Consider the following 17,972-nt stretch of genomic DNA (forward strand, 5'->3'; position numbering starts at 1 on the left):
GGCGAACCGGCCGCACAGTTCCGTTTCGTACACATTTTCGCCGCTTTCAGACCCGAACCTACCCGTATTCCCCTTCCGAACATGATACCGTTTTGGGTTCGTTCCGTAATTTTGTACCGATTCCGAACTGAACCTAAAACCCAAACGACCGATGAAAAAAATCACCAGTATCTTTTTGTTACTTACCCTCACGGTAACGGCAATTTTCGCACACGTTTCTTTACCGCCCCTGTCGCCCCGGCCTGCGGCGGTGACCGGCGTGTCCGAACCGATACGCTCGCTGAACGGCACATGGAGTTTCCGCACCGCTACCCAACCCGCCTCGACGATCGAAGTACCGGGCGAATGGGCCATGCAGGGTTTCGAGGTCGGCGAAGGCGAGACCGCGATTTACACCACCCGGTTCTGCGTGCCGGACGACTGGCAGGGAGAGCGGATCAAGTTGCGTTTCGACGGCGTCAGCTCGCACGCCGCGGTGCAGGTGAACGGCCGGCCGGTCGGTGAGCACGAGGGCGGGATGGTGCCGTTCGAATTCGACATCACCGAAGCCGTCGAAACCGGGCGGGAAAACACCCTGACCGTCGAAGTGCAGGCGCTGACCCTCTCCGACCGGCTGAGCTGTCTGTCGCAGTATGCGGCCCATACGGTGGGCGGCATCCTGCGCAAAGTCACGCTGTTCGCCCTGCCGACGAGACACATCGCCTCGACCAGCCTGACGACGACCCTCGACAAATTCTATAAACATGCCACGCTGCACATCGCGACCGACATCGCACGGGGAAGCGGGCCGGCGACCGTCGAATACACGTTGAGAGACGCGGCCGGCAAACGGGTCGCCGCGACGAAACGGCCGGTACCGGCCGACGGGTCGGTCTCTGCTGCGCTGACCGTGCGGAACGCCCGGCTCTGGAATCCGGAGTCGCCGAAGCTCTACACGCTGACCACGACCCTCTCCGTCGACGGCCGGGAGATGCAGACCAACGAACAGCGCGTAGGGCTGCGACAGGTCACCGTGGAGGGGAACCGGCTGCTGGTGAACGGCCGTCCGGTCAAGCTGCACGGCGTGAACCGCCACGAGGTACATCCGCTGCGCGGCCGGAGCAGCACGCCGGAGCTGTGCCGGCAGGATGCCGAACTCTTCAAGGCCGGAAACTGCAACTACATCCGCACGTCGCACTACCCGCCGTCGGAGGAGTTTCTCGACGCCTGCGACGAGCTGGGGCTCTTCGTCGAGAGCGAGTCGGCCCTCTGCTGGATCCAGCACGGCGCGTCGCCCATCTGGAACCACTGGGACTACCGCGACGAACGCTTCCTGCCTGATATGATCCGGGCCAACGTGGAGAATATTCAGGCGGGACGGAACCACCCGTCGGTCATCTTCTGGTCGCTGGGGAACGAGTCTTACTGGTCGCCGCTGTGGCAGGCGGTGCTGGACTCCGTGCAGCGGATCGACCCGAGCCGTCCGTTCAGCTTCCACGACCAGTGCTGGGGCGGCTACAACAACGGCGGCAACCGGGCCGACCTGTGGAATTTCCACTACCCGTGGATCGGCGCCGTGGCGGCCTGCGACACCATGTCACGGCCGGTGCTCTTCGGTGAATATGCCCATCTGAGCTGCTACAACCGCACCGAGCTGGCGACCGACCCGGGCATCCGGGCGGCGTTCGGCCGGCCGCTGGTCGAGCTGTACGACACGATCTATCGCCATCCGGGCTGCCTCGGCGGAGCGCTGTGGAGCGGCATCGACGACACCTTCCACCTGCCCGACGGCCGGATCGTCGGTTACGGGCCTTGGGGGCCGGTCGACGGCTGGCGGCGTCCGAAACCGGAATACACGGCCATGAAACGGGCCTACACCCCGTTCCGCATCGTGGAACAGCGGCGGACGGCCGAGGGAATCGAGCTGACGGTCGAAAACCGGTACGACTTCATCGACTTCGGCCGCGTGCGGATCGAGGCGGGACCGGCCGGAGGGCCGCTGCGGCCGATCGTCTCGCGGATTCCGGCGCGCGGACGGGGACGGATTCTGATTCCCGCACAGGCCGGCGAGGAGGTTTACCTGCGGGTAACGGGGCCGCAGGGGTATGTCTGTGCCGAAGAGCTCTTCCCGGGCGACCGGGTAACGGTCGCGACGAACCAGCTTTCGATTCCCTGGAAGACGAACGAGACGCCCGACGCGCTGACCGTCACGGGCACAGCCAACGACGGTCACCGCTACACGGTGGTCTTCAGCAAGACGACCGGGCTGATGACCCGGGCGGCACGGGACAGTACGGCCCTGTTGTTGCAGGGGCCGGCCTTCAGCCTCGTGGCGATGAACGCCGACAACGGCGACAAGCCCAACGTGGCGAACGAGACCTATCAGAACGAACTGTATCCGAAAAAGAGCTATCCGAGTCTGGTGCTTTACGCCACGGCGTTCCGGCACGAGAAGGAGTCCGACGGAGGGATAAAGGTCGAGACCGAGCTGGCCTACCTCGGCGGCGACCGGGGGCGGATCGTCTACCGTTTCCGCCCGGACGGCAAGATCGAGGCGGCGTACGAAATCACGGTGGCCAAGGCGGTCGATCCGCGGCAGTACGGGCTGGTGATGCAGTTGCCGCGGCAGATGGAGAATCTGTCGTGGGAGCGGGAGGCCGATTTTTCGGTCTATCCGGAGTGGGACATCGCCCGGCCGAAGGGGACGGCGCGGCTGAACGCCCGGCCTCTGCACGAAGTCGAGGCATGGCGCGAGGTGCCGCAAGGGGCCTGGAAAGAGGATGCCAACCCGATGGGTTCGGTCGATTTCCGTTCGACCCGCCGGAACATCCGCCGCGCTTCGCTGACCGACGACCGGCGGCACGGGATCGTGCTGCACGGCGACGGGCGGCAGGCCCTGCGCTGCTGGCTGCAGGACGGACGCATCCAGATGCTCGCGGCCGACTACAACAACGGCGGGGCCGAACCCTTCTACTCCGCTCCGTTCACCGACGACCGGATTCGTGTGCAGGCGGGCGATACACTAAGTGGAAAAATCACTTTTGAACTTCGATAAATATGATTCTTTTCCGGAAAAACCTCTTCGGAGTGCTGCTGGGCGGCCTCCTCGTGATCGGCACAGCCTGTCGGCGGGCCGACGACGGACGATTGCAGGCCGAAACGGGGCCGCACGATCTGGTATTCGACCGGCTGGCCGCGAGCTGGGACGAGGCGCTGCCGCTGGGGAACGCCTTCGTGGGCGAGCTGATCTGGCAGCGGGACTCGATGTTGCGGATGTCGCTCGACCGGATCGACCTGTGGGACACCCGGCCGACGGATAGCCTCTCGGGCGACCGCTTCCGTTTCGACTGGGTCTACCGGATGTGGCAGGAGGGCCGCTACGACGCCGTGCAGCGCAAATTCGACGAACCGTACGACCGGCTGGCCGCCCCGTCCAAGATTCCGGGGGCGGCCATCGAGTTCGACGTGCGGAGCCTGGGGACGGTACGGTCGGCGCGGCTCGTGCTGGCCGACGCGCTGGCCGAGGTGGAGTGGGAGGGAGGCGCGTCGCTGCAAAGTTTCGTCAGCGCCACCGAACCGGTCGGGTGGTTCCGTTTCGAAGGGGTTACGCCGGAGGTGCTGCCCGAGGTGATCGCCCCACGGTATAAGTTAGAGGGCGAACTGGCCGCCTCCAGCCCGGTCGGCGGGCACGACCTGCGCCGGTTAGGGTACGAACAGGGCCAGATCGAATACGAACGGCGGACGGACGGCGGAACGATCCGCTATCGCCAGCCCGGATACGGCGATTTCTACTACGACGTCGCGGTGGAATACCGCTTCGCGGAGGGACGATTGATCGGCGCGTGGTCGATCACCACCTCCGGGGCCGCATCGGCCGGCGAACCGGAGGCGAGCGAACTGGCGGCCGAGGCCTTGCAGCGCGGGATTCGAAAAGATTACGAGAACCACCGGAAATGGTGGGCGGAGTATTGGAACCGTTCGTCCGTCACGCTGCCGGACAAGGTACTCGAACGGCAATATGTCAACGAGATGTACAAATTCGGCTGCGTAACGCGCCGCGACTCGCCGATCATCCCGCTGCAGGGGGTCTGGACAGCTGACAACGGCCTGCTGCCGCCGTGGAAAGGGGACGTACACCACGACCTCAACACGCAGCTCAGCTATTGGCCCTGTTATACGGGCAATCACTTGGACGAGGGGTTCGGCTACCTGCAAACGCTTTGGGATCAGCGCGATGTCAACCGCGAATACACGCGGCAATACTTCGGTTGCGAGGGTCTCAACGTGCCGGGCGTGGCGACGATCGAGGGCCGTCCGATGGGCGGTTGGATACAATATGCGCTGTCGCAGACGGTCTCGGCGTGGCTGGGGCACCATTTTTACCTGCACTGGAAATACTCGGCCGATCTGGACTTCCTGCGCGAGATGGGGTATCCTTACCTGCGGGAGGTGGCCACGTTCCTCGAACAGATCACGGTAAAGAATGAGCAGGGAGAACGGACGTTGCGCATCAGTTCGAGTCCGGAGATCAACGACAATACGCCTCAGGCCTGGTTCCCGACCATCACGAACTACGACCTGGCTTTGTTGCGGAGCGCGTTCCGCGAGGCGTCGGAGATGGCCGCCGCACTGGAGTTGAAAGAAGAGTCGGCACACTGGGCGGCGCTGGAGGCGGAACTGCCGCCGTTCGACCTCGATTCGACGGGCGCGCTGACCTTCGGGGCCGGACATCCGTACGTCGAATCGCACCGCCACTTTTCCAACGCGCTGGCGATCCACCCGCTCTCGCTGCTGGACGTCACACACGGAGCGGACGAGGAGCGGATCGTGCGGGCGACGATCGACCGGTTCGACGAATACGGCAGCGACTGGTGGGTCGGCTACACCTTCTGCTGGCTGGCGAACATGAAGGCCCGTGCACTGGACGGCGAGGGAGCGGCCTCGGCATTGCGGGACTTCGCCGACAGCTTCTGCCTCCCCAACACGTTCCACGCCAACGGACAGCAGAACGGCACGGGGAAGAGCAATTTCACCTACCGTCCGTTCACGCTGGAGGGGAATTTCGCCTTTGCGGCGGGCATTCAGGAGCTGCTGCTGCAGAGTCACACAGGGATTGTGCGCATCTTTCCGGCCATACCGGCTTCGTGGCGCGACGTCTCGTTCCGCGATTTGCGGGCTCAGGGGGCTTTCCTGCTCTCGGCGACGATGACCGACGGCCGTGTAACGGAGGTAACAGTCGACCCGACGATGGGCGGTACGCTGAAACTGGCGAATCCTTTCCCCGCAGATGCCTCACCGCATATATCAGGTGCCGTATCGGCCACGCTCGACGGCGGAGTCTGGACGATCGAGACCCGGAAGGGAGAGCCGATCCGACTTCGGCCGTAAGACTGACAGAGACTCCGCCACAGCTCTTTGTCAACAAATCGTCGGTAGTTTTGCGCCTCTTTGTCGCAAAACTACCGACGATTTTCGTTTCTCCCCGGCGGGAACCGAGAGCCAGCCTTTCGAGCAAAGATTCGCTCTAATCGATCGAACGTTCCCAACCGCCTCCGATCACTGGTTCAACAACTGCCGGATCGCCTCCTGTGCTTCGGCGTCCGACTCCGCCTCTCCGTCTCCGGACGATCCGAACAGGGCATCCAACCGGGAAACAGACACCTCGGCTGCCGGACGGAAAGCCTCCGAAGCCACATACCGACCGACAGAATGCAAAAGCTGACGCGTAGCCGGTCGGTTTTCGACATCCGTTCTGTCGTCCACGCACAACACGAACAGCCTCCCCGCTCCGACCTGCGCTTCAAACGCAACGCCGAGCTTCCGGTTCACCTCGTATGTATCAATGCTCTGAATAACGGGCGTCAGCCCGTCGAACCCGGTCAAATCCAGCGCCGTCGCATGGTTCAGCACATCGGTCCACTGCCAGTCGGCATAATACGACGTCGGGAAATCGGTAAAGGCAGGATGGTCATGGTCGATCAGCGTACCGACGATCATCGGCGCCCAGTCGAACATCACCGGATTCCAGAAATGCCCCGTGAAACGGGTCTTCCTGCCGTTCGTCTTTTCCGGCACGAACAGGACGCTCTTCCCCTCCGCCAAAGCCTGCCGGGCCTCGTTCCAGTCCGACAGACGCAGATACTCCGGCTGCCGAGCCGTCCGGGCCTCCTCCGGATAGACCCAGATGTCCCATTCGTTGTGCAGCCCGTCTTCCAGCGAGGCATGGAGAGTGTACTTGCCGGCGGAATCGATGCTGTTCAGCGGCACCTCCACAAACGCCAGCGAATCGACGGACGAAGGACGAACAGCGCCATGCTTCAGTTTCCCTGCAACAACCACTCTTTGTGTTTCGTCCACGAGCTTCCAGGAAAGCCGTCCACGGGGAAGTGTCCGCTCTCCATAGTGGTAGAGCTGGAACTTCACCGGAAAACGTTCGCTGTTCCCATAGACGCGCTTCGGAAAGCGGGCCAACAACACCCGCGGACCGCACGACTCGCGGAACCGCTCCGGTTCGACCAGCCCCTTGCTCTCCCAGAACGGGTTCAGAATCCCGACGAAGGCACTCCCCTGTCCCGGGAAATCAGCCAGTCCGAGCAACTGGAACCCTCCGGAATTGGCCGTCCGCAACAACGCCTCGTTCACCTCCTTGTACTGCAAGACGGTGTGCGCTCCGGTCGCCCGAAAAAAATCATCGGCCTGATGCAACATACCGTTCCGCGCCAGCCGCTCACGGAAAAGGTGGAAATTACGCGGTTCGAGCACTCCGTCGTATCTCTCCATCTCTCCGAAGTCGGGATACATACACCGCTGTCCCGTCTCATGGGCGATCACAGGCACGTCGATATCCGAAGCCTCGGCCAGGTCCCAGTCGGTCGACGGCCGCCCTTCGTAGACCGTGATCCATCCTTTGCTCGAAACGTGGGAAACGTAGAACTGATCGCTTTCGACATGAGTTCGGGCCGTCGAGGCCGAATATAACCGACGGGGGTCATACGCCCGCGCCTTCTTCACCAGATCCTCCAACACCGCAAAATCTCCCTCGTTTTCATTTCCGTTGCAAAAGAGAACGAACGACGGATGGTTGCCGTACTCGTCCAGAATGGCGAACATCTCACGTTCGAAGAAGTCGCGCCGGGCGGGATATCGGCCGACATCCTTGATCCACATGGGGAGTTCGACCTGAAGGTAGAGTCCGATCCGGTCGGCCGCCTCGAACGCGGCCCGGGGCGGGCACCACGAATGGAAACGCACGTGGTTCATCCCGTACTCCCTGACCGTACGGAAGATCCGTTCCCACTCCTGCGGATCGGTCGACGGATAACCGGTTTTCGGAAAGACGGCGCAATCCAGCACGCCGCGCAAATGGATATCCCGCCCGTTGATCCGCACATGATGCCTCCCCTGCTCCACGGTACGGAAACCGAACGGGGTCGAACACGTGTCTCTCTCACCCTCCGCATCCAGCACGGCCCGAAGCGTATAGATCGGTTGCGCGAATTCGTCCCATCGCTCTGCCGCGCGGGTCAGTTTCAGATTCAGGGTCAGCGTATCCGCCGGCCCGGACAGCGTTTTCCGGCAGGCCGAACGATGAACGATCGCTCCATCCGGCCCTTCGATCTCGATTTCGACCCGACCGGCCACCGGTCGGGCCACCCGGAAGACAAACCGGGCTTCGACCTCATCGTCCCGGGTCGTTATTCGGGTGTGCTGAAAGGAGCTGGGAGAATAGGCTTTCAGCGCGATTTCGCCCACAATCCCGTTCCAGTTCGTCTGGGTATGCTCCGTCGTGCCGTGGTTCCAATGATCCATCGGATATTTCAGCCGGTTGTCCACACACAAAGTCAGCGTATGTACGCCAGGGGTCAAACGGTCGGTCAGCACGAATCGGTTCGGGGTCGAGAGCCGCTCATCCACCCCTGCCGGTTTTCCGTCCACATAAACAGCAGTCTCCCAATGGCACCGCTCCAGCTCCAGCACGATCTCCCGACCGTTCCAAGCCTGCGGTATCACCACCTCGCGCTGATACCAGGCCGCTCCGCAATATTCGAACCGGCGGGAGAGGCGGTCGACATGAGCCGCCGTGTTCAAGACCCCCTTTCCGGCTTCGTCCGTCGAACCGGGCAGACGGATCGTCTCGGTCAGCTTGCTCAGATACAACTCCGATCCGGGCGTTTTACCGAACGCCATCGGATCTGCCTGAAAACGCCAGAAACCCGACAAGTCTATCCGGTCGATTTCTCCGGCACGGAGAGAAGCGGGCAGATAAATCAAGAAAGCGGCGAATGCCTGAAAGAGAACGTGCTTAGCCATCATGATCGCACACAGATTTGATGGATGGTTCCGATGCGAAAAAAGCGGAAATCACCAACCGACACAATGTAAATTCACCACGATAAGATGTATAATTTCTCGATCTGTAACGAAACGCTACCTTTGCGGAAGTAAACACACTCTCCGATGGAACAGAAAAAAGACGGATTCAGAGGCGAACGGGCAATTATCCTGCCACAGCCGCTGACAGAACAACTCGCCCAAAACGAAATCACTCGTCTGCTCCACATCACCGACATCGGATACTACCCCGAAGCAGCCGGCCATTTCCGCGAGCGAAAACAAGGCGCCATGCAAAATATATTGATTTACTGCACCGACGGAGAAGGACGGTTCGAGGTGGAAGGCAAAGCATATCGGGTGAGCCGGGAGCAGTTTTTCATCATCGAAGCGGGCAAAAGCCACCTCTACACTGCTGCACCACACTACCCGTGGAGCATCTACTGGCTCCACTTCGCGGGCGACATGAGTTCCCTGTTCCGTTCCCATTACAACCGTCCGTACACCCTCGATGCCACACGACACGACGACCGGATCCGGCTGTTCGAAGAGATATACCGCCATCTCGATACAGGCTACCAGATCGACCACCTGCAATACGCCGCCCTCTGCCTGTGGCACCTGCTGGGTTCTTTTCTGTGCGGCCCGCAACTCCGCGACCTGCACGATCTCCGCCCCAACGACGCCGTCCAACGTGCGATCGGATTCATGAAAGAGCACCTCGAAAAGCGGACGACTCTCAAAGAGATCGCCTCCCATGTCGGTTATTCTGCCTCGCACTTCGGCCAGTTGTTTCTCCACAAAACCGGCTACTCACCTCTGCACTATTTCAATCAGCTGAAGATTCAGCACGCTTGTTCATTACTCGATTTTTCAGATCTAAAGATCAAAGAGATCGCCTATCGGCTCGGTTTCTACGACCCGTACCATTTTTCCAAAGTATTCCTCAAACAGATGGGCGAATCGCCGAGAACATATCGGAATCAGCGCAAAGGATAAAATCGCCCCGGGCTACTGCGGCGCAGACTCGGGCGATCCGGTGAGCGTTGGCAACAATGGAAGCAGTTGGTCGTCCGCTGTCAGCGAGACCCTTGGAGTGTTCTTGGCCTTCCACACGCAGGATCTCTACCCCAGCTACGCGAACAACCGCGGCCACGGTCTTCAGTTGCGTTGCCTCTCGGAATAAACGGGACACCCGCCCCGGGCTTACGCTATCATGACACGGGCGCACTGGATCAACCCGGCTACGGAGGAGTCTTATGGTCGGCTTCGGCGGTTAATAATAGTACTTATGCCTGGCGTCTGGTATTTGGTGCAACGAACCTGCTTGCCTCATATGCGAGCAATCGTGGTGACGGTTTTCTGTTGCGTTGCCTCTCGGAATAAACGGGGGGCGAGGCGGCCTTAGCGATGCGCAAGCATCGCTCCGTCCCGCCGGGGTCACCCGGACGCCGCCCGCGAAGGGCAGTTCTATCCTGTTGGGGTAGAGGCTGCCATTTCGGAGTGCCCGAAGGCACCGCGCCGACGCCTTGAAAGGCGATTCAACTATTTCGGCGATGAGCCGAAAGAGAATGAATCGCCCGGCGCGCGGAGAAAACCCGATTGACCAGTCGGGGAAAAGCCCGTTTTACCTAACGTCGTTCGGCTATCTATCTTTGGGTTCTGTATCAATCTCTTTTCTTTGTTCCGCTTGGGCCGCGGGGGCCCCTACTTTCTACTATGTGGTAGAAAGTAGGCAAAGAGCACATTCAAGGGGGACTTACATCCCCCTTGAAAATCCCCCGGCGATTCTTTTAAGGTAGACACGGCCATCTCGGAGTGCCCGAAGGCACCGCCCCGGGCTTCCACCGTCGGGATACGGGCGCACTGGGCAACGTCGGCCACAGCGGTTGCAACTGGTCTTCAACGGTCAGCAGTACCTATGGCATGGGCTTGAGTTTCGACGTGACGTGGCTCGATCCCAGCTACGCGAACAGCCGCGCCTACGGTTTTCAGTTGCGTTGCCTCTCGGAATAAACAGAAGAGACCAACACCCCGCCCCGGGCTTCCGCGAGAGAGCCAATGGTGAGCTGAGCTACGTCGGCAACTACGGATTCAGCTACTCGTCGTCGGTGAGCGGCAGCAACGGGATGTACTTGGATTTTAACGTGACGCACCTTTATTCCAGTATTCCAGCTTCGCGTACCCTCGTGGCTACGGTCTTCAGTTGCGTTGCCTCTCGGAATAAACGGAACACCCCGCCCCGGGCTTCCGCGATTCGAGCTCGGGCGATCCAGTGAGCGTCGGCTACGGGTACAGCTGGTCTTCGACGGTCAGCAGTTCCAATGGCATGTACTTGGATTTCGGCGTGATTTGGTTCAATCCCAGCAGCGTGCTCAGCCGTGGCCTCGGTCTTCAGTTGCGTTGCCTCTCGGAATAAACGGAGAGAGCTCTTGCGGCTCGCGGAGCCGCGCGGGCCGCAAACCTCCCCCAGCGGGAGGGACGCACAACGTCTTCTACTGGTAGCCTCTACCCCCCCAGACCGAGGCCGGCGCCCCAAAGGGTCGTAAAAGTTCGACCCAAGTCGTCTGCCGGTTCGGGCTACGCGCTCCCCGGGTGGAGTCGAAGGCCCAGCGCGCAGACCCGGCGATTCTGCGAATCGCGCTACGTCTCAGCCCAACGCAATCCGGCGCCAGCGGAGACGCAATCAAGCCCGTGAAGATTGCAGTCCTCCGCCTGCCGGGGCGTCGGACTGCGCGACCCTAAAGGGTCGCACCAGCTAAAAACAAAGCACGACCAACAGCACAGCCCATGTTTCCGCCCCAAGCGCAGCGCGAAAACCGCAACTGGTTTTCGCGCAAGGAGAACAGTCACAGCCCAAAGCACCGCCCCCGTGTCCGCCTCACTGCGGCTCCGCTGTCTGCCGTCGCCCGCTGGGATTTCATCTCGGTTTTACTCACCGCAAAACGAGCGAAATCCCTCCTTTAAGCGGGCGGGCGACGGTATCAAGTTAAGTCCGCGCGCCTTGGGGAAATCTTGTCAAAACGCATAAGTGCATTTTGACGTTTTCCCTCCTAAGGCGTCGGCGCGCGGTCGAGCTTCAACTGGCCTCGGGCCGGCCGGGCCCCACGTCCCGTGGACGGGCAAAACTGCGTTTTGCTGCGGCAGCCTCTACCCTCGTCTCTGCTCGCGCGCCTCACGCTCCGCAAAGACTTATTCATGCGCGCAGCGGCTGCCCTACCCTCGCAAATCCACGAAAAACCGAACCGGCCGCCGCTCCCGATCAGAACAGGCCCGAAATATTGCCTTCGTCGTCGATATCGATCGCCTCGGCCGCCGGCACCTCCGGCAGACCCGGCATCCGCATGATCTCGCCCGTGATCGGCACCAGAAAGCCTGCGCCCGCCGCAATCTCGATGTCCCGCACCGTGATGGTGAAACCACGCGGCCGCCCTAACAACGCCGGATTGTCCGACAGCGACTTCTGCGTCTTGGCGATGCAGACCGCCAGCCCCGTCAGGCCCAAATCCGCAATCCGCTTCAAGGCCTGCTTCGCCTTGGGCGTGTATTCGACGCCGTCCGCCCCGTAAATCCCCCGCGCGACCGTCTCCACCTTCTTCTCCACCGACTCGTCCAGCGGATAGAGCGGCCGGAAATCCGTCCGGCCCGACTCCGTCGCCTCGACCACCAGCCGCGCCAGCTCCTCCGTCCCCGCTCCGCCCTCGCCCCAGACGTTCGCCACCGCACACGCCACGCCGCGCATCGTGCAATAATCCTTGATGAACTGCAACTCCTCGTCGCTGTCCGTCACGAAACGGTTGATCGCCACCACCGGCGTCAGGTTGAACAGGCCGACATTCTCGATATGCTTCTGAAGGTTTTCGATGCCCCGCTCCAGCGCCTCGACATTCGGCGTCTTGAGCTCGGCCAGCGGCTGCCCGCCGTGATATTTCAGCGCCCGCACCGTCGCCACCAGCACCACCGCGTTCGGAGCCAGCCCCGCCGCCCGACACTTGATGTCGAGGAACTTTTCCGCCCCGAGGTCGCAGCCGAAACCCGCCTCGGTCACCGTATAGTCCGTCAGCGAGAGCGACATCTCGGTCGCCAGCACCGTGTTCGTCCCCTGGGCGATATTGGCGAACGGCCCGCCGTGAATCAGCGCCGGCGTCCCCTCGATCGTCTGCACCAGATTCGGTTTGATCGCATCTTTCAAGAGTGCCGCCATCGCCCCCTCGGCATGCAGATCCCGCGCGTAGATCGGTTTTTTATCATAAGTAAAGCCGACGAAGATATTCCCCAGCCTGCGTTTGAGGTCGGCCGGGCCCGAAGCCAGACAGAGGATCGCCATCACCTCCGACGCGGCCGTAATGTCGAATCCCGTCTCGCGCGGCACCCCTCCGGTCATCCCCCCGAGTCCGATCACCATGTCGCGCACCGCCCGATCGTTCATGTCCATCACCCGTTTCCAGGCGATCGTCCGCGGGTCGAGCCCCAGGGAACGGGTCTTGCTCTGCAGGTTGTTGTCGATCAAAGCCGCCAGCAGGTTGTGCGCCTTCTCGATCGCGGCGAAGTCGCCCGTGAAATGGAGATTGATCTCCTCCATGGGCAAAACCTGCGAGAAACCTCCGCCCGTCGCCCCCCCCTTGATGCCGAAGACCGGCCCGAGCGACGGTTCGCGCAGGACGACGCACGACCGCTTCCCGATCCGGTTCAGCGCCTGCGACAGCCCGATCGAGACGGTGGTCTTTCCCTCTCCGGCCGGCGTGGGCGAGATGGCCGTCACGAGAATCAGACGCGAGTCGTTTTTCCGCCGGCGGTCGATGTATTTCAGCGGCACCTTGGCCTTGTACTTCCCGTACATTTCGAGGTCTTCGGGGTCGATACCCATCTGGCGGGCAATGTCGGCGATCGGCTTCATCCGCACCGACCGGGCGATTTCGATGTCCGTTTTCATAGCGTTCGTTTCGATATTTTTAACAGCCCGCATCCGTTCGGGCAACCAAATATACGACCTTTTTCGTATATTAGCGTCTCAAAAATTCCAGAACAGACCCACGCCATGAAAATCCGCATACTCGGGCCGGCCCACCCCTACCGCGGGGGGATCGCGAAGTTCGACGAGGTGCTGGCCTCGGCCTTCGCCCGCGAGGGACACGACGTGAAGATCGTCAACTTCACGCTGCAATACCCGTCATTCCTCTTTCCCGGCGAAACGCAGTACACCCGGATGGCGGCTCCGGAGGGGATCGCCATCGAACGGCGCATCAATTCGGTGAACCCGCTGAACTGGCCGGCCGTGGGACGGGAGATTGCCGCGGAACGGCCGGAGCTGGTGATTCCGCGCTTCTGGATGCCTTTCATGGGGCCGTCGCTGGGGACGATCGCCGGAACCGTCCGGCGGAGGTCGCCGAAAATACGGATCATCGCGCTGACGGACAACATCGTGCCGCACGAGCACCACACGGGAGACCGGGCCCTGACCCGCTATTTTCTGCAACGGACGGACGGCATCGTCTACATGTCGAACGAGGTGGGACAAGACCTCGACTCGTTCGGCTACCGCGGGGTTCGGGCCATGTCGCCCCACCCGATCTACGACACCTACGGGCCGGCGATTTCGAAGACGGAGGCGTGCGCGGCATTGGGATTGGATCCGACGGTGGAATATGTGCTCTTTTTCGGCTTTATCCGGGATTACAAAGGGTTCGACCTCCTGCTCGAAGCGTGGGCCATCCTCAAGGCGCAGGGCAGGACGCAGGGGCGGAAACTGCTGGTCGGCGGCGAATACTACGGCAACCGGGAGAGATACGAAAGCCTGATGCAGCGGCTGGGACTGGGAGAAGAGGATCTGGTCATCCACGACCGGTACATCGAGGAGACGGAGGTGCGGAACTACTTCTGCGCCTCGGATCTGGTGGTGCAGCCCTACCGGAGCGCCACGCAGAGCGGAGTGACGCAGGTGGCCTACCATTTCGAGGTGCCGATGGTGGTGACGCGGGTGGGCGGACTGCCCGAAATCGTGCCGGACGGCGAGGTGGGCTACGTGACCCCGGTATCGGCGGAGGGGATCGCCCGGGCGATCGCCGACTTTTACGAACTGCGCAAAGCGACGGAGTTCCGGGCCCGCATCGCCGTCGAAAAACGGCGCTTCGGGTGGGAGGCGCTGACGGGAACCTTCCTGCGGCTGTACGACGAAATCAAGAAATAACACAGTTTGAATCGAATGAGATACCTGAAATTTACGTTCGCCTTTTTCGCCCTGCTGCTGGCGGGGCTGACCTTCGCGGGTGCCACGGAGCTGTACGACCGGCTGATCGCCCTGAAAGGAGTCGTATCGGTCGAGGAGCTGGAAAAAGGGCTTTTCGAAGAGCGGTACGCCGTGATGTTCGAACAGCCGCTCGACCACCGGCGGCCGGGGAAGGGACACTTCGAACAGCGTTTCGTGGTGGCCCACACCGGTTTCGACCGGCCGACCGTTTTAGTGACCGAGGGGTACGGCGGGGCGCGGGCCGTGGGGACGCGGTATCGCGAAGAGCTGTCGGAACACCTGAACGCCAACCAGGTCTTCGTCGAGCACCGCTATTTCGGCGAATCGACCCCCGAGCCGCGGAACTGGAACTACCTGAACGCCGAACAGGCGGCGGCAGACCTGCACGCCGTGCGGGAGGCCCTGCGGGAGATCTATCCGGAAAAGTGGGTGGCGACGGGAGTCAGCAAGGGAGGCGAGAATTCGCTGATCTACCGGATGTACTATCCGGAGGATGTGGACGTGACGGTGGCCTATGTCGGGCCGGTCTGCTTCGGCGTCGAGGACGGGCGGCACGAACCGTTCCTCGACCGGGTCGGGACAGACGAAGAGCGGGCGACGATCCGGGAATTCCAGACCGAGGTGCTCAAGCGGCGGAAAGAGCTGGTGCCGCTCTTCGACGAATACTGCAAATCGAAGAGCTATACCTTCCGGACGAATATCGACGAAGTGTTCGACCTCTGCGTGCTGGAGTACCCCTTCTCGATCTGGCAGTGGGGGACGGCGACGAGCCTGATTCCCGCTCCGGACTCGCCGCATCAGGAGCTGCTGGACCACCTGATCGCGATCGTCTCGCCGGACTACTTCGCCGTCAACGACGAACCGTCGTTTTTCGTGCAGGCACAGCGGGAGCTGGGCTATTACGGTTACGACACGGCTCCGTTCGAGGGGCTGCTCTCGATCCGGGACGCCAGGGGTTACCTGCCGCGGATCCTGTTGCCGGACGATGCCCGGAATATCCGGTTCAGCGACGGACTCTCGCGCCGGATCATCTCGTTCTACAAGACGCACGATCCGAAAGTCATCTGCATTTACGGCGAGAACGACCCGTGGAGCGCGGCGATGCCCGACTCGACCCTCTTCGAGGGAAAGATGAACATGAAACTCTTCGTCGAACCGGGCGGCAGCCATCGGGCGCGGATCAAGACGCAGAGCGAGGAGGTGCAGGCTAAGATCTGGAAACTGATCGAGGGGTGGCTTTTCGGAATCTGAAACAGCCCCGATTGAGCTTTGAATACCACCCCGCCCCGGGCTGTCGCGGTAGCGCTTCGGGCGCGCTGGGCAACATCGGCAACAACGGGTACAGTTGGTCGTCCGCTGTCAGCGGGACTAACGGCGTATTTTTGGGCTTCTACACGCAGAGCCTCAATCCCAGCAGCGTGGACTACCGTGGCTACGGTCTTCAGTTGCGTTGCCTCTCGGAAGAAACGGAAAAAGACGAACGGTTCTTTTCTAAAAAACAGTTTTTAAACCTCAAAAGATGAATTATATCGAATACAACATCCAGGTACCGGGCCCGGACGAGGCGGAGATCGTCGTAGCCGAGCTGGCCGAACTGGGATTCGAGAGCTTCTCGGACTACCTGCCCGACGGCTTCATGCCGGGAGCCAGCAGCGTGAAGGGCTACATCCCGAGCGACACGGAACACGAGGGGAGAACCCATACCGCCATCCAGAACTTCCTCTACCGCGAAGGCTATCCCTACGAGCGGAACGAAATCGAGCAACAGAACTGGAACGCCGAATGGGAGTCGCACTTCGAACCGATCGACATCCTCGACGGCATGTGCTACATCCGCGCGCCGTTCCACGCCCCGAAAGCGGGAGGGGCCAAGCACGAGATCATCATCATGCCCAAAATGTCGTTCGGCACGGGACACCACGCCACCACCTACCTGATGGCGGAACAGATGCTGGCGATGGATTTCGCCGGCTCGTCGGTGCTCGACATGGGCTCCGGGACGGGAATTCTGGCGATTCTGGCCGCCATGCGCGGCGCCGTGGTGGTCGATGCGGTGGACATCGACACGTGGGCCTACGAAAACTGCCTCGAGAACATACAGACCAACGGAGTGCAGACAGTCGTGTGTCCGATTCTGGGCGACGCGACGGCAGTGGCGGGAAAAATCTATGACTATATACTGGCCAACATCAACCGGAATATCCTTTTGGACGATATGGAACGGTACGCCGCCGGTTTGCGGAAGGGAGGCCTGCTGTTGGTCAGCGGCATCCTCGACTTAGACGTGGACACGCTGATCGGCGCCGCCCGGCGACACGGACTGGTGCAGACGGCGACCAACACCCGCGACGGGTGGGCGCAAATCACCTTCCAAAAGGCTTAGAAACATGCTGTTACAGGACGACCGGATCCGTCTGCGGGCCTTGGAACCGGAGGATGCCGAGGCGATGTACCGCTGGGAGAACGACACAACGCTGTGGCGGTTCGGCGACACGACCCGGCCTTTCTCGCGGGCGGCGATTCGGGAGTTCATCGCCGGCGCATCGCTCGACCTCTATGCGGCGCGGCAGATGCGGCTGATGATCGACCTGCGGGCGACGGGCGAGACGATCGGGTGCGCAGACCTGTTCGACTTCGACCCGCTCCACCGGCGGGCGGGGATCGGGATGCTGATCTACGAACAGGAGATGCGCGGCCGGGGATATGCGACAGATGCCCTGCGTCTCCTCGCGGAGTACGCTTTCGAACACCTGGAGATGAGGCAATTGTGGGCGGACATTCCGCTCTCGAACGAGGCGAGCCTGCGGCTTTTCGAGCGGGCGGGATTCGAGGCGTCGGGCGTGAAACGCGGCTGGGTCCGGACGGCGGACGGGACAGGATACGAGGATGCGCGGTTCGTCCAACTGCTGCGGCAGGAACGATAACCATACAAGCGCAGCAGGCCCCGGAATCTTCCGGGGCCTGCTTTTTTCGTGCTGCAAGAACCGCGAGCGTCTACCGGGAGACTTTCCGCCGCGAGCGGAAGAGCGACGCGATCCAAAGCAGTACCACCGCACCGACCAGCGCGGTGATCAGGCTGCCGAACCGGCTGGCGGGTGCCAGTCCGAAGAGTCCGAATATCCAGCCGCCGATCAACCCGCCGACAATCCCGATCACGATATTGAGCAGGAATCCCGACCCGCGGCCTTTCATAATCAAACTGCCGAGCCAACCGGCTACCAAACCGATCAAAATAAACCACAAAAAATACATAACTCAAAGTTTTTGTTAAGGTTAAACTTTCAATGGTCGATTACTCTCCCGAAACAGTAATCCAAGAATTATGCCAAATTCTCCCGAATCTGTTTTGCTTTGTGAATCGGAGGGTACTGTTCTTTCTGTGAACAGAAAGAACCAAAGAAACTTTAGAGGATGC

15 protein-coding genes are annotated in these 17,972 nt (G+C 61.3%); 12 read left to right on the forward strand and 3 right to left on the reverse strand.

The window, feature by feature from the left end:
* Positions 1-151 precede the first annotated feature (151 nt).
* Positions 152-3,034 carry a glycoside hydrolase family 2 TIM barrel-domain containing protein gene (locus QZ292_RS00950; protein ID WP_294596524.1) on the forward strand — a complete coding sequence of 961 codons (2,883 nt, stop codon included), beginning with the start codon at positions 152-154 and terminating at the stop codon, positions 3,032-3,034.
* Between the two features lie 2 nt (positions 3,035-3,036).
* Positions 3,037-5,367, forward strand: coding sequence for a glycoside hydrolase family 95-like protein (locus QZ292_RS00955; protein ID WP_294596526.1), 2,331 nt, complete (start codon positions 3,037-3,039; stop codon positions 5,365-5,367).
* Between the two features lie 168 nt (positions 5,368-5,535).
* Here QZ292_RS00955 and QZ292_RS00960 read toward each other — a convergent pair whose 3' ends face one another.
* Positions 5,536-8,166 carry a beta-galactosidase gene (locus tag QZ292_RS00960; RefSeq protein WP_294596568.1) on the reverse strand — a complete coding sequence of 877 codons (2,631 nt, stop codon included), beginning with the start codon at positions 8,164-8,166 and terminating at the stop codon, positions 5,536-5,538.
* 270 nt (positions 8,167-8,436) lie between these two features.
* On the opposite strand from QZ292_RS00960, the gene QZ292_RS00965 reads away from it, so the two are divergent.
* The 5 genes from QZ292_RS00965 (at position 8,437) to QZ292_RS00985 (ending at position 10,729) form a co-directional block, all read left to right on the forward strand.
* The gene (locus tag QZ292_RS00965; protein ID WP_294596529.1) at positions 8,437-9,309 is read left to right on the forward strand and encodes an AraC family transcriptional regulator; all 873 of its coding nucleotides are present in this window, start codon (positions 8,437-8,439) and stop codon (positions 9,307-9,309) included.
* A gap of 40 nt (positions 9,310-9,349) precedes the next feature.
* On the forward strand, positions 9,350-9,496 hold the full coding sequence (locus QZ292_RS00970; RefSeq protein WP_294596534.1) for a hypothetical protein: 147 nt from the start codon (positions 9,350-9,352) through the stop codon (positions 9,494-9,496).
* On the forward strand, positions 9,481-9,696 hold the full coding sequence (locus QZ292_RS00975; RefSeq protein ID WP_294596539.1) for a hypothetical protein: 216 nt from the start codon (positions 9,481-9,483) through the stop codon (positions 9,694-9,696). Before QZ292_RS00970 ends, QZ292_RS00975 begins: the two co-directional genes overlap by 16 nt.
* Before the next feature lie 432 nt (positions 9,697-10,128).
* On the forward strand, positions 10,129-10,326 hold the full coding sequence (locus QZ292_RS00980) for a hypothetical protein (RefSeq protein ID WP_294596542.1): 198 nt from the start codon (positions 10,129-10,131) through the stop codon (positions 10,324-10,326).
* A gap of 259 nt (positions 10,327-10,585) precedes the next feature.
* Positions 10,586-10,729, forward strand: a complete 144-nt coding sequence (locus QZ292_RS00985; protein ID WP_294596544.1) for a hypothetical protein — start codon at positions 10,586-10,588, stop codon at positions 10,727-10,729.
* An 843-nt stretch (positions 10,730-11,572) separates the two neighbouring features.
* Here QZ292_RS00985 and QZ292_RS00990 read toward each other — a convergent pair.
* Positions 11,573-13,243 (reverse strand): formate--tetrahydrofolate ligase, encoded by a 1,671-nt coding sequence (locus QZ292_RS00990; protein ID WP_294596547.1) that lies wholly within the window; start codon positions 13,241-13,243, stop codon positions 11,573-11,575.
* Between the two features lie 105 nt (positions 13,244-13,348).
* Here QZ292_RS00990 and QZ292_RS00995 point away from each other — a divergent pair, with 105 nt between their 5' ends.
* Genes QZ292_RS00995 through QZ292_RS01015 form a run of 5 tightly spaced genes read left to right on the forward strand, consistent with a single transcriptional unit; the run spans position 13,349 to position 17,481 of the window.
* On the forward strand, positions 13,349-14,497 hold the full coding sequence (locus QZ292_RS00995) for a glycosyltransferase (protein WP_294596550.1): 1,149 nt from the start codon (positions 13,349-13,351) through the stop codon (positions 14,495-14,497).
* 15 nt (positions 14,498-14,512) lie between these two features.
* Positions 14,513-15,808, forward strand: coding sequence for a S28 family serine protease (locus QZ292_RS01000; protein ID WP_294596552.1), 1,296 nt, complete (start codon positions 14,513-14,515; stop codon positions 15,806-15,808).
* A gap of 11 nt (positions 15,809-15,819) precedes the next feature.
* Positions 15,820-16,080: a hypothetical protein gene (locus QZ292_RS01005; RefSeq protein WP_294596555.1), complete on the forward strand. Its 261-nt coding sequence runs from the start codon at positions 15,820-15,822 to the stop codon at positions 16,078-16,080.
* A complete protein-coding gene (gene prmA, locus QZ292_RS01010; protein ID WP_294596558.1) occupies positions 16,077-16,940 on the forward strand; it encodes a 50S ribosomal protein L11 methyltransferase in 864 nt (287 codons plus the stop codon). Before QZ292_RS01005 ends, prmA begins: the two co-directional genes overlap by 4 nt.
* Before the next feature lie 4 nt (positions 16,941-16,944).
* A complete protein-coding gene (locus QZ292_RS01015) occupies positions 16,945-17,481 on the forward strand; it encodes a GNAT family N-acetyltransferase (RefSeq protein WP_294596561.1) in 537 nt (178 codons plus the stop codon).
* 70 nt (positions 17,482-17,551) lie between these two features.
* On the opposite strand, the gene QZ292_RS01020 is transcribed toward QZ292_RS01015, so the two are convergent.
* Complete coding sequence (locus QZ292_RS01020; RefSeq protein WP_294596564.1) at positions 17,552-17,809, reverse strand: GlsB/YeaQ/YmgE family stress response membrane protein; 258 nt, start codon at positions 17,807-17,809, stop codon at positions 17,552-17,554.
* Positions 17,810-17,972: the final 163 nt, after the last annotated feature.

The organism is uncultured Rikenella sp., from assembly GCF_910577125.1.
Classification (GTDB): Bacteria; Bacteroidota; Bacteroidia; order Bacteroidales; family Rikenellaceae; genus Rikenella.

Coding starts and splice junctions, on each gene's coding strand:
- QZ292_RS00950 (WP_294596524.1), top strand. CDS start 152: ATGAAAAAAATCACCAGTATCTTTTTGTTACTTACCCTCACGGTAACG.
- QZ292_RS00955 (WP_294596526.1), top strand. CDS start 3,037: ATGATTCTTTTCCGGAAAAACCTCTTCGGAGTGCTGCTGGGCGGCCTC.
- QZ292_RS00960 (WP_294596568.1), bottom strand. CDS start 8,166: ATGGCGTTCGGTAAAACGCCCGGATCGGAGTTGTATCTGAGCAAGCTG.
- QZ292_RS00965 (WP_294596529.1), top strand. CDS start 8,437: ATGGAACAGAAAAAAGACGGATTCAGAGGCGAACGGGCAATTATCCTG.
- QZ292_RS00990 (WP_294596547.1), bottom strand. CDS start 13,243: ATGAAAACGGACATCGAAATCGCCCGGTCGGTGCGGATGAAGCCGATC.
- QZ292_RS00995 (WP_294596550.1), top strand. CDS start 13,349: ATGAAAATCCGCATACTCGGGCCGGCCCACCCCTACCGCGGGGGGATC.
- QZ292_RS01000 (WP_294596552.1), top strand. CDS start 14,513: ATGAGATACCTGAAATTTACGTTCGCCTTTTTCGCCCTGCTGCTGGCG.
- prmA (WP_294596558.1), top strand. CDS start 16,077: ATGAATTATATCGAATACAACATCCAGGTACCGGGCCCGGACGAGGCG.
- QZ292_RS01015 (WP_294596561.1), top strand. CDS start 16,945: ATGCTGTTACAGGACGACCGGATCCGTCTGCGGGCCTTGGAACCGGAG.
- QZ292_RS01020 (WP_294596564.1), bottom strand. CDS start 17,809: ATGTATTTTTTGTGGTTTATTTTGATCGGTTTGGTAGCCGGTTGGCTC.